Origin of the sequence: Brevibacterium sp. GP-SGM9, from assembly GCF_047300845.1 — a bacterium.
GTDB lineage: Bacteria > Actinomycetota > Actinomycetes > Actinomycetales > Brevibacteriaceae > Brevibacterium.
Genome location: NZ_CP178563.1, coordinates 598,966 through 619,582, shown reverse-complemented (window position 1 = coordinate 619,582; position 20,617 = coordinate 598,966). Strand labels below are relative to the sequence as shown.

Genomic DNA, 20,617 nt, shown 5'->3' with positions numbered 1-20,617 from the left:
CGGTCGTTGTGACCCGTGCGGGCATTGCTCACGACATGACCATGGACGTGATGAAGTACGACCTCACGCAGCCAGAAACGAAGAATGTCCCACGCCGTCGAGTGAACGATGACGTGAGACATTCCCGTGAGCGGGTGGCACCCCCTCGTTGGTCGGGATGACAGGATTTGAACCTGCGACCCTCTGTTCCCAAAACAGATGCGCTACCAAGCTGCGCCACATCCCGCGACCAGGACTATCTAACCATAGGCCGCGGCTCGGGCGCACCTTGTGGACGCGTCCCGGCGTCGATGGGATGCAGCTCACACATATGTCGGTTCGACTGCAGCTCGCGGCGCATCAGGGGGTTGTGGCACAGCTCACGAAGTGCCGATTTGGCCGACGGCGAGATCGTCGACTATAGTCGATCAAGCAACACGGGGATGTAGCTCAATGGTAGAGCCTCAGTCTTCCAAACTGATGGTGCGGGTTCGATTCCCGTCATCCCCTCCACGATGTCGCCGCTGGTCACAGCGGCGACATTTTTCTTTCCCGCGATGTTCCGCCGGATCTGGAGGCGGGACAGTGTCTCTGGGGTAGGATTCCGCTCAACCCCGATCCGCCTGACGCAAAGATCCCGATGCCTCCCGAACCTCGACCACGGCCGCCCCGCCGAGCGCTCTCCCGCCGCAGGGTGATCGCCGGTGCGCTGTCGGGCGCGGGTCTGCTCGGCGCAGGATTCGCCGCTTCCGGGGGCACCGATCTGCTCCGAGCCGTCGGTCGCGATGACCCGACGAGGTCGGTCACCGTGGCGTATACCTCGGCGACGGAGCGAACGGGCATCGACGCCGAAGCGGCCGCACGCCTCCCGGCCGGGTCTCGAGTCATGCCGGAACTCTCAGACACCGGTCCGGACCGGAGGCAGCAGGAATTCCTCGATCGCTGTCGGCCGTGGGTGGAGTCGCTGCCGATGCATCGACGTGAGCTGGCCACCTCGGCGCTGCTCGATCTCTGGGTTCTCTCGGATTCCCTCCCCGGCACCGTGGCCAGCTGGACGGGGCCGTGGCGGTGCATCTGGCCTCGCGACACCGCATTCTCCGCGATCGCGCTGGCGCGGGTCGGCGGGATCGACCTGGCTTGGAGTCATCTTCTCCACCTGCAGTCGCTGCAGGACGCCGACGGATCCTTTGCCGCGCGCTACCTGCCGGAGACCGGAGGGGTCCCAGATGATCGAGCAACGCAGTCCGACGCGATAGGACTCCTGCTCTGGGCCGTCGCCGAAGTGGCGGATTCGGCAGCACGGAACGGCCGTCCCGTGAACCTCGAGGACATGGCGCCCATGCTCCGCCGGTCGAGCTCCCGTCTGATCTCGCACACCTCCCACGGCACCCGACTTCCCCCGGTGTCTCCGGACTACTGGGAAGTCGCTGAATCGAGGGTGACACTCGGGATCGCCGGGCCAACCCTCATCGGCCTCCAATCGCTGCTCGAGCTGGCGGAGTCCTCTCCGCAGATCTTCGCGGGCAGCGCCGGGGGAGTCGCCGGCCTCGAGGAGGCGGCCGACGGCTTCCGTGAGACCTTTGCGCGGACCTTCACCGCGAACGGACTGCAGCGCTATCCCAGTTCGGGCGGACTCGATTCAGCTCTCTCCTATCTCCCGGCAGCCGGCCTCGTCGCGGGTCGCCGGGCCCACGGCCGAGGTGCGAGAGCCGACCTCGCTCTGGGCATCGCCGATCTCGATCGGGCCAGGCGGCTCCTCGAGCAGCCTGCGGGCGGCATCCGACCCGGCCACGGCTGGATCCTCGATCGTTCGAGCTGGACGCCGTCGACCTCACTCATGGCACTGGGCTACGCCCGCCTCGGCGCCGTCGAGACCGCCGAGGAGATGCTCGATTGGCTGAGCGAGCATCGCACTGGCCCGGGCTCCCTGCCGGAGAAGGTGAGTGAGGACGGCGTCCCGGTCTCGGTCGCTCCGTTGTCCTGGACGGCATCGAACGTCGTCATCTGCCTCGACGAGCTCTACGGCGGCACCTGAGCGGTTTCGTGTTTTGCCCGGTGTTTCGCGTAATATGGGTGACTGCGTCTTGCGGACGTACGCGAACATGTCGCGGACTTTCGCTCCCCTTCGGTCACGAGCTGACCGTCCAGGTCGCCGAATGACCGAATTTGCATGACTGTCGAACTTGAAAGGTCCCACTGTGAATAGCTCCGTCGAGCAACTCGACCCCACGCGGGTCAAGATCAGCGTGGAAGTCCCATACGCCGAACTCAAACCGAGCGTCGACGAGGCATATAAGACGATCGGTGCTCAGGTCACCGTTCCCGGCTTCCGCAAGGGGAAGGTGCCCACGCGCATCATCGACCAGCGCATCGGCCGTCCTGCAGTGATCCAGGAAGCCATCAACAACGGCCTCGACGGCTTCTACCGCGATGCCGTCGAAGCCAACGATCTCAAGCCCATGGGGCAGCCCGAGGTCGAGATCTCCGAGGTTCCCGGACTCGACGGAACCGAAGACGGCGACCTCACCTTCACCGTCGAGGTCGACGTGCGCCCCGAGATCGAACTGCCCGCCTTCGATTCGATCTCCGTCGAGGTCGATCCCATCGAGGTCACCGATGCCGACGTCGATGCCGAACTCGAGCAGCTGCGCACCCGCTTCGGAACCCTGACCTCCGTCGACCGCCCCGCGGCGACCGACGACTTCGTCACCCTCGACCTGGTTGCGACCATCGACGGCGAAGAGATCGACACCGCCTCTGACATCTCCTACCAGGTCGGCGCCGGAACCATGCTCGAAGGCATGGACGAGGCTCTGGACGGACTCTCCGCAGAGGAGACCACGACCTTCGAGACCACCTTCGCAGGCGGCGAGCACGCAGGTGAGACCGGCAACGTCTCGATCACGCTCTCGGCGGTCAAGGAACGCGAACTGCCCGAGGCCGACGACGACTTTGCTCAGCTGGCCAGCGAGTTCGACACCATCGCCGAACTCCGCGATGACCTGCGCGAGCAGGCCGCGAAGCAGAAGGAGACCGACCAGGGCGTCCAGGCCCGCGACAAGGTGCTCGAGCACCTCATCGAGACCCTCGAGGTTCCCGTGCCGGCCAAGGTCGTCAGCGAAGAGGTCGAACGTCACCTCGAGTCGGAGAACCGCCTCGACGACGAAGAGCACCGCACCGAGGTCACCGAAGAGACCGAGCGCAACCTGCGCACGCAGTTCATCCTCGATGCCATCGCCGAGGCCGAGCAGGTCGAGGTCAGCCAGCCCGAACTCATCGAGTACCTGATCTCCGCCTCGCAGCAGTACGGAATGAACCCGAACGAGTTCGCCCAGATGCTCGACAGCTCCGGTCAGGTCAACGCCCTGGTCGGTGAGGTCTCGCGCCGTAAGGCTCTGGCAGCAGCTCTTGCCGGTGCCACGGTCAAGGACACCGCGGGCAACGTCGTCGACATGGAGGCCTTCACCTCGCCCGCCGAGGACGAGGCCGATGACGCCGAGGCAGTCGCCGCCGAGGCGACCGCGCCGGAAGGCGACGGAGAGAACTGAGGGACGACCGCCTCGGCGGACCCCGAATCTGACGGTGGGCACGGAGATCTCCGTGCCCACCGTCGTTTTCTGTCTGCGGGAACCTGCCCGGGAACGACCTGCCCGGTGCGAACCTGGCCACCGTGTCCGCGCGTGCCCGGGTCGCACATGTCTTGGTGTGCCGTGGAATTCCCGTGCGAGGTCCTGTCAGCTGGACGGATTCGCCCTCCGATCACGCTGATGGCGAACATGGGGGCCGCGCCGGACTAAAACCGTGGGGCGAGCAGTTAGAGTCCATATCAAGCCATCAACAGACAACAGGAGTGAAACGTGAGCGCACACGACATGACCTCTCCCGTCGGCCTTGACGCCGGTGGGGGAATGGGTCTGGACGACCATATCTTCAATCGTCTGCTCAAAGAACGCATCATCTGGCTCGGCTCAGAAGTGCGCGACGACAACGCCAACGCCATCTGCGCCCAGATGATGCTGCTGGCCGCCGAGGATCCCGATTCGGACATCTCGCTCTACATCAACTCTCCGGGCGGCTCGGTCACCGCCGGCATGGCGATCTACGACACCATGCAGTACATCAAGCCCGACGTGTCCACCGTGGCCATGGGCATGGCGGCATCGATGGGGCAGTTCCTGCTCTCCTCCGGTGCCCCCGGCAAGCGCTATGCGACCCCGCACGCCCGCATCCTCATGCACCAGCCTCTCGGCGGAATCGGCGGCACCGCCACCGACATCAAGATCCAGGCCGAGCTGATCCTCAACATGAAGAAGCAGATGGCCGAGCTGACCGCTCAGCAGACCGGAAAGTCGCTCGAGCAGATCCTCAAGGACAACGACCGCGACCACTGGTTCACCGCTGAGCAGGCCCTCGAGTACGGCTTCATCGACAAGATGATCACCCGTGCCTCGGACGTCGAGAACAACTGAGCGGGAGTGAAGGAAGAATGAATTCAATGAACTTTATGCCAGGCTCCACCTCCGGAAACATGCCGCAGTCCCGATACGTCATGCCGCAGTTCGAAGAGCGGACCCCGTACGGCTTCAAGCGTCAGGATCCCTACACGAAGCTCTTCGATGATCGTGTGATCTTCCTCGGTGCGCAGGTCGACGACACCTCCGCCGACGACGTCATGGCCCAGCTGCTCGTCCTGGAATCGCAGGACCCGGACCGCGATATCACGCTCTACATCAACTCGCCCGGTGGTTCCTTCACCGCGATGACCGCGATCTACGACACGATGCAGTACATCAAGCCGGAGATCCAGACCGTCTGCCTCGGACAGGCTGCCTCGGCCGCGGCCGTGCTGCTGTCTGCCGGCAGCCCCGGCAAGCGTCTGGCTCTGCCGAACGCCCGCGTGCTCATCCACCAGCCCGCCATGGAGGGGCAGGGACAGGGTCAGGCCTCGGACATCGAGATCCAGGCCGCCGAGGTGCTGCGCATGCGCGAGTGGCTCGAGGGCACCTTGTCGAAGCACTCGAACAAGACCCCCGAACAGGTCTCGAACGACATCGAGCGCGATCTCTTCCTCACCGCCGAGCAGGCCAAGGACTACGGTCTCGTCGACCAGGTCCTGTCCTCGCGCAAGGAAGCCAACTGATCATCCCTCGATGATCTCCGCACCAGCGTTTCGGGTCCGGACGGTGCCCAGCCGTCCGGACCCGAAACGCTGTCGGGGAGACGACACACCGAATGACGTCGCTGGAGGCTCGTGTCAGCGACGTATGGGAAGCTATTGAGGTACAGGAAACACGAGCGGTAGAGTTGGGGCCAAGCGCCCTGGCGAAAGGTTGTGACAGTGGCTCGCAGTGCGGACGGAGCAGACCTGCTCAAATGCAACTTCTGTGGCAAATCACAGAAGCAGGTTCGGAAACTCATCGCCGGACCCGGGGTGTACATCTGCGATGAATGCATCGGTCTGTGCAACGAGATCATCGAAGAGGAGCTCAGCGAGACGAGCCCGGATCACGCCGAACTCGAACTGCCGAAGCCGCGTGAGATCTTCGACTTCCTCCAGGAATACGTCGTTGGGCAGGAGCCCGCGAAGAAGGCGCTCTCGGTCGCCGTGTACAACCACTACAAGCGCATCCGCTCACTGCAGAGCAACGAGGACACGAAGACGCTGGGCGCCGAAGACTCCGAGGTCGAGATCGCGAAGTCGAACATCCTTCTCGTCGGACCGACAGGATCCGGCAAGACCTATCTGGCCCAGTCGCTGGCGAAGCGGCTCAACGTTCCCTTCGCCGTCGCCGACGCCACCGCGCTGACGGAGGCCGGCTATGTCGGCGAAGATGTCGAGAACATCCTCCTCAAACTCATCCAGGCCGCCGACTTCGATATCCAGCGCGCCGAACACGGCATCATCTACATCGACGAGATCGACAAGATCGCCCGCAAGTCCGAGAACCCCTCGATCACGCGCGACGTCTCCGGTGAAGGCGTTCAGCAGGCGCTGCTGAAGATCCTCGAGGGCACGCAGGCCTCGGTTCCTCCGCAGGGTGGTCGCAAGCATCCCCACCAGGACTTCCTGCAGATCGACACCACGAATGTGCTGTTCATCGTCGCCGGCGCCTTCGCCGGGATGGAGGAGATCGTCGCCGGACGCAAGGGCAAGCACGGCATCGGGTTCGGTGCCCTGCTGCAGTCGAAGAACGACGAAGAGGATCTCTACGCGGACATCCTGCCTGAGGATCTGCTCAAGTTCGGTCTGATCCCCGAGTTCATCGGGCGTCTGCCCGTACTCGCCACGGTCTCGACCCTCGACCGGGCCGCCCTCATGTCGATCCTCACCGAACCGAAGAATGCGCTGGTCAAGCAGTACCAGCGGATGTTCGAGTTCGACAACGTCTCACTGACCTTCGAGACCGAGGCGCTCGAGGCCATCTCCGATCTCGCGCTGCTGCGCGGCACCGGTGCGCGCGGTCTGCGCTCGATCATGGAAGAAGTGCTCCAGCCGGTGATGTTCGATGTGCCGTCGCGTGAGGACATCGCCGAGGTGGTCGTGACCAAGGACGTCGTCGACAGCAATGTCGCCCCGACCCTCGTTCCCCGCACCCAGTCCCGGACGAACAAGAAATCAGCTTGAGCCCTCACCATAGATGAGGCTCTTCGCCGACACCCGTCCGCTCCGCTACGCCGACTTCCGGCGGCTGTGGCTGGCCAACATCGTCACCGTCATCGGCGCGCAGATGACGGTTGTGGCGATCCCGGCGCAGATCTTCCACATCACCGGGTCCTCCGGTTACGTCGGCTTGGCCGGGGCGTTCGGTCTCGTGCCGCTCATCGTCTTCGGACTCTGGGGCGGGTCGCTGGCCGATGTCATCAACCGACGCACTCTCCTCATCATCTCCACTCTCGGACTCATCGTGACGAGTGCGCTCCTCGCGCTCATCGCCGTTCTCGGCGTCGAGAACGTGTGGTTGCTGCTGAGCGTCTTCGCCATGCAGCAGGCCTTCTTCGGTCTCAACCAGCCGGCCAGGGGCGCTCTTCTGCCCACCATCGTTCCCTTGGCCCTTCTGCCGGCGGCGAACTCGCTGAACATGACCGTGGCCACCCTCGGCGCTGTCATCGGCCCTGTCATCGGCGGAGCCCTCATTCCGGTGTTCGGATACCAGCTGCTCTATGTCATCGACGCCGTGTTCCTGGCGGCCACGCTCTACGCGGTGCTCCGGCTGCCCCCGCTGATTCCGCAGAAACAGTCACACACCCGTTCCGGGATCAAGGGAGTCATCGACGGCTTCCGCTACCTGGGAACGAACACCGTGGTCATGGTCTCGCTGCTCGTCGACGTCATCGCTATGGTCTTCGGAATGCCCCGTGCCCTGTTTCCGCAGATCGCCGTCGAGACCTTCGACGGTCCGCCCGCAGGCGGCCTCGTCTTCTCCCTGCTCTTCGCGGCACTGGCCGGAGGCAGCGCCCTGGCGGGCATCTTCTCCGGCTGGGTCTCGAAGGTCCAGCGTCAGGGGCTGGCTGTCATCGTCGCCATCATCGTGTGGGGCGCGGCGATGACGCTGTTCGGCATCTCCCTCGAATTCGCGAGGGGATTCTGGCTCGCCGCCCTCATCATCGCGCTGTTCGGTTTGGCGCTGGGCGGGGGAGCGGACATCATCTCCTCCGCATTCCGATCGACGATGCTGCAGGAGGCGGCCACCGACGATATGCGGGGTCGGATGCAGGGGGTCTTCATCGTCGTCGTCGCCGGAGGCCCGCGGCTGGCTGACATCCTCCACGGCTCCGTCGCCGAACTCACCGGCACCACGCTTGCCTCGGCGGGAGGCGGCATCGCCGTGATCGTCCTCGTGCTCGTCTGTGCGGTGATGTTCCCCGCATTCCGGAAGTACCGAGTCGAACGCGGCGAGGGACCCGAGCAGACAGTCGCCCTCGACAACTGACGGGAGCGCCCGGTCACCTCAGCGTGTGCAGGTGACTGGGCGCTCGGGCGTCATTTCGGAGAGCTTGTGGTTCGCTCAGCCCTGGGTGGCCGAGTATACGGCGTTCTCGGCGGGTTGGACCACGACGAAGCCCGGGCCGTGGAATGCCAGCTGCACCGACTCGCCGGATCCGCGACCGAAGAAGGTGCCGACGCTGACATCGGTCTTGATCTGCGGCGCCAGTGCCGATGACCAGCAGACCGCCGCCTGCGGGTCGACGAAGGTCGGCTGCTGTGAGCAGTCGAGGACCATCGGCGCACCCTTGCAGCAGATCGCGGCGGTTCCCTGGCCGGCGAGTTCGAGGTTGAACAGGCCCGAACCGCTGACCATCGCCCCGACACCGCCCTTGATGCGTCTGATCTCCCAGTTCAGGGCATCGTCGAAGGCGAGCAGGTTCGCGGTATTGACAGTCAGCGCGTCCTGCGGTCCCTCCAGGGCCATCATGAAGATGTTCGAGGCCTCCCGGGCGAAGAACACCTCACCGTGGCCTTCGACGCGCATGACGTTGCCGCCTTCACCGGTGGCCGCCTTCTTCATGAACTGGCCCATCGACTTCGAACCCTGGTGGGCGAATTTCACGTCACCCTGGTAGGCGACCATTGCGCCCTTCGTGGCGATCATCGGAGCGTTGGGGGTGATGACCGTGCGCAGCATCTTGTCCGACTGCAGTGTCCAGCGTTCCTGATTCTGGACTTCGGCGTTGCGCTTCGAAAAGAGTTCGCTTCTCATGGTTCAAAAGCCTTTCATGCGAGAAGAAGTCCTGTACTTCTTCGGCTGTCGAGACAATCGTAAGCGCTCGATGGGCGGGACGGCCCTGATTTGGTGTGTTCATCTTGGAACAGCAGCGCCGGGTGTGCGAGCTCGTATGCTCGCACACCCGGCGGGTGCTGTGTGCTGTGGTCGGGCGGTCACCGCCCGGGGGCCTCAGTCCTGAGGCACGAAGTCGACCGCGGTGATCGCGATCTCCTCCCCGGACTCCTCGGCGACGAGATTCTCGATTCGTCCGGCGGCGACCAGGTCACCGTGAGCGGCCCCGATTGCGGCCACGACCGCGGCCGGGGCCGCAATCGTGAGACTGCGCACCTGAGTCTTCTGGGAGACCTTCGCCTCCGTCTTGGTGCGACGGATCTCGGTCAGCACCGCGGCCACGGAGGCCAGCAGTGTCGGATCGACCGCGGATGCCGGGTCTGCCAGCTGCTCATCTCCCGGCCAGGGCGACCGATGCACGGAGCCGGTCCGCCACCAGGACCAGACCTCTTCGGTGACGAAGGGCATGATGGGAGCGAACAGGCGCAGCAGGACGTCCAGGGCCGTGGCCAGAGTGACGTGAGCCGAGAGCTGCTCCGACTCGCCGGCGGCTCCATAGGACCGGTCCTTGACCAGCTCCACGTAGTCGTCGGTGAATTCCCAGAAGAAGCTCTCGCTGACCCGCAGCGCATGGGCGTAGTCGTAGTCGGCCATATGCGCGGACGCGGACTCGACCACCTCGGCGAGCTTGGCCAGCAGCGCCCGATCGAGCTCATGGTTGACGGCGCCGAGCTGACCGATGAGTCCGGCATGCACACCCTGTGCCAGGGCGAACTTGGAGGCGTTGAGCAGCTTCATCGCGAGGCGACGGCCGATCTGCATCTGGGTCACATCGTAGGCCGTGTCGGCACCGAGCCTGGCGCTGGCCGCCCAATAGCGGACGGCATCGGGACCGTACCCGGGCTTCGGCTCGGCGAGGATGTCCGAGGGCACGACGACGTTGCCCTTCGACTTCGACATCTTCTTCCGGTCGGGATCGAGGATCCACCCGGAGAGTCCGGCGTGCTTCCACGGGGCGACGTCGTTGAGGGAGTTCGCACGCACGACAGAGGAGAACAGCCAGGTCCGGATGATGTCGTGGCCCTGCGGGCGCAGATCGAAGGGGAAGACCTTGGAGAAGAGATCCTCGTCCCGGCTCCAGCCGCTGAGCAGCTGCGGGGTCAGCGATGAGGTCGCCCAGGTGTCGAGCACATCGGGGTCGGCGCTGAAGCCGCCGGGGACGTCGCGCTGCTCGGCGGTGAACCCGGCAGGCACCTCGGCGACGGGGTCGACCGGCAGGGACTCGGGGACGATCGGGTTCTCGTAGTCCGGCTGTCCCTCGGCGTCGAGGCGGTACCAGAGCGGAATCGGCACACCGAAGTAGCGCTGTCGGGACACCAGCCAGTCACCGTTGAGATTCTCGACCCAGTTCTCATAGCGGGAACGCATGAAGCTCGGGTGCCACTCGATCTCACGGCCGCGGGCGATGAGCTCATCACGCAGCTGCGCGGAGCGTCCTCCGTTGCGGATGTACCACTGGCGGCTGGTGACGACCTCGAGCGGCTTGTCGCCCTTCTCGTAGAAGGGCACCGGGTGGGTGATCGCTTCGATCTCACCGATCAGGTCACCGGATTCGACGAGCATCTCGGCGATGTCCCTGCGGGCAGAGAACGTCGTCTTCCCGGCCAGCTTCTCGTAGTTGGCGACCGCGTCCGGCTTCGGGGATGCCGCGATCCACTCGGGAACGTCAAGATTCAGGCGTCCGCCCCGGTTGATCACCGCGCGGGTCGGCAGATCGAGTTCTCGCCACCAGGTGACGTCGGTGAGGTCGCCGAAGGTGCAGACCATGGCGATGCCGGTGCCCTTGTCGGACTTCGCGAGCTCATGGGCACGGACTTCGACGCTGACCCCGAAGAGCGGGGAGACGACGTTCGTGCCGAAGAACGGATTGTAGCGCTCGTCCTCCGGGTGGGCGACGAGTGCGACGACGGCCGGGATCAGCTCGGGCCGGGAGGTGAGGATGACGATCGGGTCCGCCGAGGTGTCGGCCAGTCCGTCCGCTCCCTCCGGGAAGAACTTCACCTTGTGGTAGGCGCCGTCCTTCTCGCGGTCCTCCAGCTCCGCCTGAGCCACAGCCGTTCCGAAGGTCACGTCCCACATCGTCGGTGCGTCCTGCGAGTAGGCGTGGCCGTTGGACAGGTCCGTGAGGAAGGCGCGCTGGCTGACCGATCGGGAAGTGTCGTCGATCGTGCGGTAGGTGTACTTCCAGTCCACGGACAGGCCGGTGGAGCGGAAGAGATCCTCGAAGATCTGCTCGTCCTCGGCCGAGAGCTTCTCACAGAGTTCGATGAAGTTCTGGCGGGAGATCTTGACGAAGTCCCGCGAATTCTTCGCCGGCTTGGCCGGCGGTTCGAAGCTCGGGTCGTAGGGCTGGCTGGGGTCGCAGCTGACGCCGTAGTAGTTCTGCACACGTCGCTCGGTGGGCAGACCGTTGTCGTCCCAGCCGAGGGGGTAGAACACGTTTTTGCCCTGCATGCGCTGGTAGCGGGCGAGGATGTCCGTCTGCGTGTAGGAGAACACGTGACCGACGTGCAGGGATCCCGAGGCCGTCGGCGGGGGAGTGTCGATGGAGTAGACCTGCCCACGGTCGGTGTCGACGTCGAAGTCGTAGACCCCGGACTCGCTCCATGCGGCGTCCCACTTGTCCCGCAGACCCTCGAGGGCCGGTTTGTCCGGTAGGTTCACTGACTCGTGTGTCGAGTCCGAAAAGGCAGGTGTGTTCATAACTGCTGATTTTCTCACCCGGACCGTCTCTGGCCAAACCGGTCGTCTCCGGGACGGACACCGTTCGATGAAGCTGCCTCGGCGAGGTCGGGAAGCCGGTCGGGTGGTGGCCCGTCTCACAACCTGAAGACGTCTTGAGACGAGTTGAGTGGCAGTAATGAGATTATTGGCTCATGGCGACCTTGGACAGAATTCCGACAGAGAATCCGCCGCCGACCTCGACGGCATGGATGAACCCGGCACGGGCGATCGCGATCGTGGCCGTGGTCGCCATCCACTCCTTGGGCACAATCGTCGAACAGAACTTCGCCGCCATGGGCGCTGACTGGTGGGTCGCCAATGCCGTGGACTCCGCCTGCCGCTGGTCGGTGCCGGTGTTCATCATGATCTCCGGGGCGCTGGCCCTCGACCCGGCGCGGGGCAGCAAACCCCGGAAGTTCCTCAGCAAACGGGTGTGGCGAATCGGGATCCCGCTGGTGTTCTGGACCGCGGTCTATCTGCTCTTCCGCCGGTATTATCTCCAGCCCGGAGATGACAACTGGAACCCCGGCATCGCCATCCTCACCGGATCCCCGTTCGTCCAGCTCTACTTCCTCTACGTGCTTGCGGGTCTGACGCTGCTGACTCCGTTCTTCCGACTGCTCAGCGTCCACGGCTCCCGCCGCCTGCAGTGGGGCACCGGCCTGATCTTCCTCGGGATCGGCATGCTCGACCAGTGGGTGTCGATGATCTTCGACGTCGGGGAAGCCAACATCGCCACCCGCTTCCTTCCCATGGCCGGCTTCTACATCCTCGGTTGGGTGCTCCGCGACATCGTGCTGAACAGGCGCGCGGTGATCCTCTCGTGGGCGACCTTCCTCGCTTCGGTCGGCGTGACCACACTGTGGGCCGGGTTCGGTCCGGGGGAGAAGCCCTGGATGTTCCCCTATGAGTACCTGTCTCCGGGCGTGGTCGTCGCCTCTCTGTCGGCCTACCTGCTGCTGCATCACCACATGCGCACCGGTTTCGGCTTCCTCCACTGGTTCTACCCCTACTCCTTCGGCGTGTTTCTGCTCCACCCACTCGTGCTCTATCCGGTCCGCAACGAGATGGGATTGCCGACGACGGTTCCCGGAGTGCTCCTCCACGCCTTCGTCATGCCGATCGCCTACACCGTCGTCTGCGCCGTGGTGACCTGGGTGGCCGTGAAGATTCCCGGAGTGCGAGCGGTCTTCGGCGAGGGCGGCCCACGCAACCCGCACTCCCGACCTTCCGGGAAGTCGGCTCGAGCAACGCCGAGTCCCTCAGGGTCGGCGGCTGGTCCGACACAGGATCCCTCCGAGAAGTCGGCTGGTCCGACACAAGGTCCCTCCGGAAAGTCTGTTGGTGCGACCGAGAGCCCCTCGGGAACGACACCCGACCCGGATCCACAGGACGCCTGAGGATCCGTAGACTGGTCATCGGAAGTCAAGAGCACCCAGACCGATCGAAGACAGGGGTACGAAGATGGAGACGTTGAGAGCAGTGGTGACGGGCGCGAGCTCGGGCATCGGGGCCGCCACCGTGCGACAGCTGCGCGAGCAGGGCTGGGACGTCGTGGCCGTGGCCCGCCGGGAGGACAAACTCAAGGCCCTCGCCGAGGAGACCGGAGCCAGCTACTTCGTAGCGGACATGACCGATGACGAGGCCGTCGCCTCCTTCGCCGAAGAGGTCATCGCCGCCGGCCCCGTCCACTCCCTCGTCGCCAATGCCGGAGCCGCCTACGGCACCGATACCGTCGCCGAGGCGTCGGTGGCCGGGTGGCGGGACATGTTCGACGTCAACGTCCTCGGCGTGCTCCGTGTCGTCAAGGCCTTCCTGCCGGCGCTCATCGAATCCGGTCGCGGCGACATCGCCGTGATGTCCTCGACCGCTGGACACCAGGCCTATGAGGGTGGAGGCGGCTATGTCGCCGCCAAGCACGGCACTCATTCGATCGCCGCGACTCTGCGTCTCGAACTGGCAGGCGAACCCGTGCGAGTCATCGAGATCGCTCCCGGCATGGTCGCCACCGACGAGTTCACCCTCAAACGAGTCGGCGGCAGTCAGGAGCGCGCGGACAAGGTCTACGAAGGGGTGGAGAATCCCCTCACGGCCGAAGACGTCGCCGATGCGGTGGTCTACACCCTGACCAGACCCCACCACTTCAACGTCGATCTCATGGTCATCCGCCCCATCGCCCAGGCGGCCCAACACAAGGTGGCGCGCAACCAGGGGCTGTGAACAGCTTCCCGAGTGGTCGGGGAGCTCGGCCCGGGTATACGATTGTAACTGCGATGATCCGGCCATCACCGGGGAGCTTCCGGAAGAACAGATTCCTCATCCGTCGAGGACCACCTCGGCGGGATGACGATCCCAGTAGAACCGGACGGTTGGACCCGTCATCGATCCGGCTATGAGCGATCCGTGCTCGTGCGTCTTCACCGACGGCGGCTGCGGATAAGCGAGGTGGTACCGCGGCAGAGATGTCGTCCTCGTGACAGTGACCGCAGTGAACCAAAAGGACGCTCATGACCCAGCCTCTGTATCCCAAGGTGTATCCCAAGGTGTCGACCTCGGCGTTCGGCCTGTCCGCCTCGCCGAACTTTCCCGCGATCGAGGACGCCGTCCTCCGCTACTGGCAGGACGACGACACGTTCCAGGCCTCGATCGACCAGCGCGATCCGGGCGAGAACGGGGAGAACGAGTTCGTCTTCTACGACGGCCCTCCCTTCGCGAACGGCCTGCCGCACTACGGCCACCTGCTCACCGGCTACGTCAAGGACGTCGTGCCGCGCTTCCAGACCATGCGGGGCAAGAAGGTCGACCGCCGCTTCGGTTGGGACACCCACGGCCTGCCCGCCGAGCTCGAGGCCGAGCGGCAGCTGGGCATCACCGACAAGTCCGAGATCGGCCGGATGGGCCTGGCCGCCTTCAACGATGCCTGCCGCTCCTCTGTCCTGCGCTACACCCAGGAATGGCAGGAGTACGTGACCCGCCAGGGCCGCTGGGTCGACTTCGACAATGACTACAAGACGCTCAACGTCGAATACATGGAAAGCGTCATCTGGGCGTTCAAGCAGCTGTGGGACAAAGGCCTCGTCTACGAGGGCTACCGCGTTCTGCCCTACTGCTGGAAGGACGAGACCCCGCTGTCGAACCATGAGCTGCGCATGGACGACGACGTGTACAAGATGCGTCAGGATCCGGCCGTGACGATCGGCTACAAGCTCAAGGACGCCGAGGAATGGGTCCTGATCTGGACCACCACGCCCTGGACCGTGCCTTCGAACCAGGCCGTGGCCGTGAATCCGGACATCCCGCTCGTCGCGGTCGTCCCCGGTGACGACGGCGCCGCGGAACTCCAGGGCAAGACCCTCATCCTCGCCGAGGCGCGCCTGTCCGCCTATGCCCGGGAGCTGGGGGAGAACCCGGAGATCCTGCGCAGCTTCAACGGCAGCGAACTCGTCGGTCGCGAATACGAGCCGCCGTTCCCCTACTTCGAGGGCCGCCAGGACGAGTTCGGGCAGCGGATGCACACGATCCTCTCCGCCGACTTCGTCACCGTCGAAGACGGTACCGGCATCGTCCACCAGTCGCCGGCCTTCGGCGAGGAGGACAAGGAGCTCACCGATTCCTACGGCATCACTGCCGCCCGCCCTGTCGACGACGCGGGTCGCTTCGACTCGACGGTGCCCGACTATTCCGGCCAGCAGGTCTTCGAGGCGAACAAGGCCATCATCAAGGACCTGCGCAACCACACCGGTCCGCTGGACGGCAGGTCCGCGCTGCTGGTCCGCCACGAATCCTACGAACACTCGTACCCGCACTGCTGGCGCTGCCGGAACCCGCTGATCTACCGTGCGGTGTCCTCCTGGTTCGTCCGCGTCACCGAGTTCAAGGACCGGATGGTCGAACTCAACGAGCAGATCAACTGGGTGCCCGACAACGTCAAACACGGACAGTTCGGCAAATGGCTGGAGAACGCCCGCGACTGGTCCATCTCACGCAACCGCTTCTGGGGATCCCCGATCCCGGTGTGGATCTCCGACGACCCGTCGTATCCCCGCACCGACGTCTACGGCTCGCTGGCGGAGATCGAAGCCGACTTCGGCCGACTGCCGCGCAACGACTCCGGCGAGGTCGACCTCCACCGGCCGTGGGTCGACGACCTCACCCGCCCGAACCCCGATGATCCCACCGGACAGTCGGTGATGCGCCGGATCCCGGAGATCTTCGACGTGTGGTTCGACTCGGGTTCGATGAGCTACGCCCAGGTCCACTACCCGTTCGAGAACTCCGAATGGTTCGACAACCACTTCCCGGCCGACTTCATCGTCGAATACGTGGGACAGACCCGCGGCTGGTTCTACCTGCTGCACGTGCTCGCGACCGCGATCTTCGACCGACCGGCCTTCACCAACTGCATCTCCCACGGCATCGTGCTCGGCTCGGACGGGCAGAAGATGTCGAAGTCGCTGCGCAACTACCCGGACGTCAACGAGGTCTTCAACCGCGACGGATCCGATGCGATGCGCTGGTTCCTCATGGCCTCGTCGATCCTGCGCGGCGGCAACCTCGTCGTCACCGAACAGGGCATCCGCGACGGGGTGCGCCAGGTGGTTCTGCCGCTGTGGAACACCTGGCAGTTCTTCGCCACCTACTCGAACACCGCCGACGGCAGCGCCGGTGAGAAGTCCGGGTACCAGGCACAGACCCGCTACGACTCCACCCAGGTGCTCGACCGCTACCTGTTGGCGAAGACGCACGACCTCATCACCGAATTCGCCGAGGCGATGGAGGGCCTGGACATCTGGGCCGCCTGCGACCTCGTCCGCAGCTACCTCGACATGCTCACCAACTGGTACGTGCGGCGCTCCCGCCGCCGGTTCTGGGACGGCGGTGCCGACACGCACGAATCCTTCGACGTGTTCTACACCTGCCTCGAGGCCTTCTGCCGAGTGGCGGCGCCTCTGCTGCCGTTCACGGTCGAGGAGATCTACCGCGGACTGACCGGGCAGCGTTCCGTCCACTTGGCCGACTACCCTGACGCCGCGGCGTTCCCCGCCGACGCCGAGCTCGTGGAAGCCATGGACCTGACCCGGGACATCTGCTCGACGGCATCCTCGGTGCGCAAGGCCAACCGACTGCGCGTGCGACTCCCGCTCGCGCAGCTCACCGTGGCCACCGACGCGCAGCTCGGTGCCGCATTCACCGACATCATCGCCGATGAGCTCAACGTCCGCTCCGTCGACGTACTCGACGTCGCCGAGGCGGAGGCGGCCGGCTTCTCGCTCTCACAGAACCTCGTGGTCAATGCCCGCGCAGCCGGACCCCGGCTTGGCAAGCAGGTGCAGCAGGTCATCAAGGCCTCGAAGACGGGGGACTGGTCGGTCGTCGACGGCACCGTGACCAGCGGCGGCATCGAACTCGTCGAAGGGGAGTACACCCTCGACTCGGTCGCCGAGTCCGGCACGGACGGCATGGAACTGGCCGCCCTCGATTCCGGATTCCTCGCCCTCGACACCCGGGTCACTCCCGAGCTCGAAGCCGAGGGTGTGGCCCGCGATGCGGTCCGCGCCATCCAGGGCATCCGCAAACAGCTCGATCTGCATGTCTCCGACAGGATCACGGTGAGAGTCGACGCAGACTCCGAGGTCGCCTCGGCGCTGCGTCCGCACACAGATCTCATCGCCGGTGAGACCCTGGCGACCGCCCTCGAATTCGACGCGATCGATGACTCGGCTGTGCAGGTGTTCACTCCCGAGGAGCTGCCTGCGGGCACTCGGCTGACCGTGAGCCCGGCATGAGCGGCGAGGACACCTCCGGTCGCAGCGGAGACGAGCCCGAGATCATCGAGTCCGCCGGTGCGGACGAGGCGGCGCGAGGAGAACTCGCCCGCGTCTACGCCGCGCTGTTGGCCCGGGCAGGCGAAACCCAGGTCGAGCTGCGACTCGATGCGACCCGGCGAGCCTGCGAGCTCCTCGGCGACATCCACACCGCGGCCCCGGTGATCACGGTCACCGGGACGAACGGCAAGACCTCGACGGCACGGATGATCGACTCGATCGTCACCGCCCACGATCTGCGGGTGGGCCGGTTCACCAGCCCTCACCTGCATTCGGTGACCGAGCGCATCTCGGTCGACGGGGCGCCCGTGGCAATCGAGACCTTCGTGCGGATCTTCGATGAGATCTCCGCCTACCTCGAGATCGTCGATGCCGAGCTCGCCGCCGAGGGCCGGGCCCCTCTGACCTACTTCGAAGCCCTGACAGTGCTGGCATTCGCGGTCTTCGCCGATGCCCCCGTCGATGTCGTCGTCACCGAGGTCGGCATGGGAGGGCAATGGGATTCGACCAACGTCGCCGACGCCGAAGTGTGCGTATTCACCCGGATCGGTCTCGACCACCAGCAGTTCCTCGGTGACACCTTGGCCGAGATCGCGGGCACCAAGGCCGGGATCCTCGACCGCAACGTGGATCCGAGTCCGGCACCGAGTCCGGTCGCGGTCATCGCCGAACAGGCTGAGGAGGCCCAGACCGTCCTCGACGCCGAGGTGGAGCGCCGGGGTGTCTCAGCCCTGACCGAGGAGCGGAACTTTCGGCTCCTCGATCGCCAACGCGCCGTCGACGGCCAGCTGGTCACGGTGCAGGGACTGCGCGATGTCTACACCGACGTCTTCGTTCCCCTGCACGGAATCCATCAGGCCCACAACGCGGCGGTGGCGATCATCGCGGCCGAGGCGTTCCTCGGCGACGAAGGAAAGCCTCTCGACCTCGAGACCCTGGCCGAGGGACTCTCACGCACCACCTCGCCGGGTCGCGCCGAACTCGTGCGCACCGGCCCGAGCGTCGTCGTCGACGGGGCACACAACCCCGATGCCGCTCATGTGCTCGCCGACACCCTCGCCGAGGCCTTCGACTTCGACTACACCGTGATGGTGCTGGCGATGCTTGAGGACAAGGACATCCACGGGGTGCTCGAAGAGCTCCACCGCAGCGCCGACGCCTTCGTCATCAGCGAGACGATGAGTCCGCGGGCGCTGAGCGCGGAGACACTCGCCGAGGCAGCCCGGGAGTGGGTGGACGAGGACTCGGTGATCCTCGCCGCCGATCTCAACGCCGCCCTGATGAAGGCCATCGACCTGGCGAACGCGGCCGAGGCGAACAGCCCCGGCATCGTCGTCACCGGTTCCCTCTACACGGTGGCCGAGGCCCGGCTGCTGCTGGGCAGGGGAGAGAGCGAATGAAGTCGAAGTACCCCGTGCTGTGCGGGTCGATCCTCATCTGCGAACTCTTCGTCGTCTACTTCGCGGTACTCACCGCCTATGGGCTTGCGGTCAAGACCGCCGGCTCGCTGACCCTCGGGCAGCTGCTCATCGGCGCGTCGGTCATCGCAGTGCTCGCGATCGCGGCGGTGGGCATGCTGCCGCGCAGGATCGGCCAGAAGCGCCCCGGAGTCATCCTCGGCTGGATCGTGCAGGCCCTCCTGCTGGCCTCCGGCTTCGTCCTCAACTCGATGTTCTTCGTCGCGGTGCTCTTCATCGCCCTGTGGGCGGTGGCCGTGTACTGGTCGGCGCGCATCGACAGGGAAGTCGCCGAGCGGTCCTGAGGCCGCCTCGGCGAATTGATCACCGGGCACCCGTGCCCGGTAAGCTGTGAACAGTCGTCGACACATGCAACGGAAGGACCGGAATGGAACGCACTCTCATCCTCATCAAGCCCGACGGGGTGGCCCGCGGACTGGTGGGTCAGATCCTCGCACGGATCGAGGCCAAGGGCTACACGATCGATGCCCTGAGCCTGCGGTCGGCGACGGCCGAGGAGCTCGCCGCCCACTACGCCGAACACGAGGGCAAGCCCTTCTACCAGCCGCTGGTCGACTTCATGTCCGAAGGACCCATCGTCTCGATCATCGCCTCCGGACAGGGTGTGATTCCGGGCTTCCGGTCACTGGCCGGAGCCACCGATCCGACGTCTGCGGCACCGGGCACCATCCGCGGTGACCTCGGCCGCGACTGGGGCGAGAAGGTCCAGAAGAACCTCGTCCACGGCTCCGACTCCGTGGAGTCGGCCGAACGGGAGATCGGGATCTGGTTCCCGGCCTGAGGCCTGAGAACGCCTGATCCGAGGAAGCGGATCGTCAGCTCCGGCCAGGCGATCCCCGAAACTGGTGATCAGACGTGAAGCGGGTGCCCTGCCGACAGGCGGGGCACCCGCTTTTTCGCTGCTCGGGCCGAAGGAGCCCCGCCGGGACCGGATCAGCGCCGAGGCGAGCTCAGAGCGCCACGGAGCCGAGTTCGCAGCGTCGAGCTCGCAGCGTCGAGCCGGAATCAGAACAGCGAGGCGAAGAAGCTCCAGAACTGGGTGAGGATGCACGCGGCGATGATGAGCAGCCACAGCACGGAGACGGCGATGTTCTCCTTCGCCAGCACCTTGACCATCGGATTCTGCGCCGCGGCGGCACCGAAGTGCCCGGACAGCAGATTGCGGGCGGTGACTCCCACGAACATCGGAATCGTCACGGTCCACACGACGATGCACCACGGGCAGCCGACACCGATGGCGTAGATCGAGGTGTAGAACAGGAACATCACGAGCACGACACCGAGGCCGAGGCCGATATTCAAGCCGATCTGGACCCAGCCGGGCAGCCTGGTGCCGGCGAGGATGAGGACGCCGATCAGCAGCGGAAAGACGAAGGCGGCGATGCCGAGCAGCTGGTTCGGGAAGCCGAACAGCTGACTCTCCGGATGCTCCATCACCGAACCGCACGAGAAGAACGGGTTGAAGTCGCAGGAGAGGACCGCATTCGGATTCTCCAGCTTCTCGTACTTCTCCGCGGCCAAGGCGAACGAGGCGATGAAGCCGATGATCGAGGCGATGATGAGGAAGAGGCCGAACGGGAGCCCCCTGAGTACCCAGGATCGGGTCGATTCCGGAACGTCGAGCTCGTCATCGGTGAGTGTCTGTGTGCTGTTCACCCTCCAAGGATGCCTGCCGCGGGCACGTGCGGCAAACCTCATCACTGTGAATTCCCCGAATAGGGTAGTGATGCGGACCACACCGAAGCGCCGGGATCCGGTCCGGGCGCGAAGTTGT

General features: G+C 65.2%; 15 protein-coding genes and 2 tRNA genes. 13 read left to right on the top strand and 4 right to left on the bottom strand.

Features of this window, described 5'->3' with window-relative positions; translation table 11 throughout:
• Positions 1–149: 149 nt before the first annotated feature.
• Positions 150–226 (bottom strand) — tRNA-Pro (locus ACH82I_RS02770).
• 192 nt (positions 227–418) lie between these two features.
• Between ACH82I_RS02770 and ACH82I_RS02765 the strand changes: the two genes are divergently transcribed.
• From ACH82I_RS02765 to ACH82I_RS02735, 7 genes are all read left to right on the top strand, one after another.
• Positions 419–492, top strand: a tRNA-Gly gene (locus ACH82I_RS02765).
• Between the two features lie 127 nt (positions 493–619).
• On the top strand, positions 620–2,014 hold the full coding sequence (locus ACH82I_RS02760; protein WP_413335340.1) for a hypothetical protein: 1,395 nt from the start codon (positions 620–622) through the stop codon (positions 2,012–2,014).
• A 163-nt stretch (positions 2,015–2,177) separates the two neighbouring features.
• On the top strand, positions 2,178–3,527 hold the full coding sequence (gene tig / locus ACH82I_RS02755) for a trigger factor (RefSeq protein ID WP_413335338.1): 1,350 nt from the start codon (positions 2,178–2,180) through the stop codon (positions 3,525–3,527).
• Between the two features lie 324 nt (positions 3,528–3,851).
• Positions 3,852–4,448, top strand: a complete 597-nt coding sequence (locus ACH82I_RS02750) for an ATP-dependent Clp protease proteolytic subunit (RefSeq protein WP_230744376.1) — start codon at positions 3,852–3,854, stop codon at positions 4,446–4,448.
• A gap of 26 nt (positions 4,449–4,474) precedes the next feature.
• Entirely contained in the window at positions 4,475–5,119 is a 645-nt protein-coding gene (locus tag ACH82I_RS02745) for an ATP-dependent Clp protease proteolytic subunit (RefSeq protein WP_413335336.1), read from the top strand.
• A 198-nt stretch (positions 5,120–5,317) separates the two neighbouring features.
• Entirely contained in the window at positions 5,318–6,604 is a 1,287-nt protein-coding gene (gene clpX / locus ACH82I_RS02740) for an ATP-dependent Clp protease ATP-binding subunit ClpX (protein WP_413335334.1), read from the top strand.
• A 13-nt stretch (positions 6,605–6,617) separates the two neighbouring features.
• The gene (locus ACH82I_RS02735) at positions 6,618–7,910 is read left to right on the top strand and encodes an MFS transporter (RefSeq protein WP_413335332.1); all 1,293 of its coding nucleotides are present in this window, start codon (positions 6,618–6,620) and stop codon (positions 7,908–7,910) included.
• A 75-nt stretch (positions 7,911–7,985) separates the two neighbouring features.
• Here ACH82I_RS02735 and ACH82I_RS02730 read toward each other — a convergent pair whose 3' ends face one another.
• Both ACH82I_RS02730 and valS read right to left on the bottom strand, forming a co-directional pair.
• Positions 7,986–8,678, bottom strand: coding sequence for an AIM24 family protein (locus ACH82I_RS02730; protein ID WP_413335330.1), 693 nt, complete (start codon positions 8,676–8,678; stop codon positions 7,986–7,988).
• 195 nt (positions 8,679–8,873) lie between these two features.
• Positions 8,874–11,519 (bottom strand): valine--tRNA ligase, encoded by a 2,646-nt coding sequence (gene valS, locus ACH82I_RS02725; RefSeq protein WP_413335328.1) that lies wholly within the window; start codon positions 11,517–11,519, stop codon positions 8,874–8,876.
• 173 nt (positions 11,520–11,692) lie between these two features.
• On the opposite strand from valS, the gene ACH82I_RS02720 reads away from it, so the two are divergent.
• The 6 genes from ACH82I_RS02720 to ndk all read left to right on the top strand — a co-directional run bounded on the left by ACH82I_RS02720 (position 11,693) and on the right by ndk (position 19,624).
• Positions 11,693–12,940 (top strand): acyltransferase family protein, encoded by a 1,248-nt coding sequence (locus ACH82I_RS02720; protein WP_413335326.1) that lies wholly within the window; start codon positions 11,693–11,695, stop codon positions 12,938–12,940.
• 64 nt (positions 12,941–13,004) lie between these two features.
• Positions 13,005–13,760 (top strand): SDR family oxidoreductase, encoded by a 756-nt coding sequence (locus tag ACH82I_RS02715; protein WP_230743857.1) that lies wholly within the window; start codon positions 13,005–13,007, stop codon positions 13,758–13,760.
• 287 nt (positions 13,761–14,047) lie between these two features.
• Complete coding sequence (gene ileS / locus ACH82I_RS02710) at positions 14,048–17,326, top strand: isoleucine--tRNA ligase (RefSeq protein WP_413335324.1); 3,279 nt, start codon at positions 14,048–14,050, stop codon at positions 17,324–17,326.
• On the top strand, positions 17,323–18,765 hold the full coding sequence (locus ACH82I_RS02705; protein ID WP_413335322.1) for a bifunctional folylpolyglutamate synthase/dihydrofolate synthase: 1,443 nt from the start codon (positions 17,323–17,325) through the stop codon (positions 18,763–18,765). The genes ileS and ACH82I_RS02705 overlap by 4 nt, the downstream gene beginning before the upstream one ends.
• Positions 18,762–19,127, top strand: a complete 366-nt coding sequence (locus tag ACH82I_RS02700; protein ID WP_230743860.1) for a DUF4233 domain-containing protein — start codon at positions 18,762–18,764, stop codon at positions 19,125–19,127. The genes ACH82I_RS02705 and ACH82I_RS02700 overlap by 4 nt, the downstream gene beginning before the upstream one ends.
• 83 nt (positions 19,128–19,210) lie before the next feature.
• A complete protein-coding gene (gene ndk / locus ACH82I_RS02695; protein ID WP_230743861.1) occupies positions 19,211–19,624 on the top strand; it encodes a nucleoside-diphosphate kinase in 414 nt (137 codons plus the stop codon).
• 224 nt (positions 19,625–19,848) lie between these two features.
• Here ndk and ACH82I_RS02690 read toward each other — a convergent pair whose 3' ends face one another.
• Entirely contained in the window at positions 19,849–20,499 is a 651-nt protein-coding gene (locus ACH82I_RS02690; protein WP_230743862.1) for a vitamin K epoxide reductase family protein, read from the bottom strand.
• Positions 20,500–20,617 lie beyond the last annotated feature (118 nt).

Bases quoted from the DNA above. Each gene is read 5' to 3' on its own strand.
- ACH82I_RS02760 (WP_413335340.1), top strand. From the start codon at position 620: ATGCCTCCCGAACCTCGACCACGGCCGCCCCGCCGAGCGCTCTCCCGC.
- ACH82I_RS02750 (WP_230744376.1), top strand. From the start codon at position 3,852: ATGACCTCTCCCGTCGGCCTTGACGCCGGTGGGGGAATGGGTCTGGAC.
- ACH82I_RS02745 (WP_413335336.1), top strand. From the start codon at position 4,475: ATGAACTTTATGCCAGGCTCCACCTCCGGAAACATGCCGCAGTCCCGA.
- ACH82I_RS02735 (WP_413335332.1), top strand. From the start codon at position 6,618: ATGAGGCTCTTCGCCGACACCCGTCCGCTCCGCTACGCCGACTTCCGG.
- ACH82I_RS02730 (WP_413335330.1), bottom strand. From the start codon at position 8,678: ATGAGAAGCGAACTCTTTTCGAAGCGCAACGCCGAAGTCCAGAATCAG.
- valS (WP_413335328.1), bottom strand. From the start codon at position 11,519: ATGAACACACCTGCCTTTTCGGACTCGACACACGAGTCAGTGAACCTA.
- ACH82I_RS02720 (WP_413335326.1), top strand. From the start codon at position 11,693: ATGGCGACCTTGGACAGAATTCCGACAGAGAATCCGCCGCCGACCTCG.
- ACH82I_RS02715 (WP_230743857.1), top strand. From the start codon at position 13,005: ATGGAGACGTTGAGAGCAGTGGTGACGGGCGCGAGCTCGGGCATCGGG.
- ileS (WP_413335324.1), top strand. From the start codon at position 14,048: ATGACCCAGCCTCTGTATCCCAAGGTGTATCCCAAGGTGTCGACCTCG.
- ACH82I_RS02705 (WP_413335322.1), top strand. From the start codon at position 17,323: ATGAGCGGCGAGGACACCTCCGGTCGCAGCGGAGACGAGCCCGAGATC.
- ACH82I_RS02700 (WP_230743860.1), top strand. From the start codon at position 18,762: ATGAAGTCGAAGTACCCCGTGCTGTGCGGGTCGATCCTCATCTGCGAA.
- ndk (WP_230743861.1), top strand. From the start codon at position 19,211: ATGGAACGCACTCTCATCCTCATCAAGCCCGACGGGGTGGCCCGCGGA.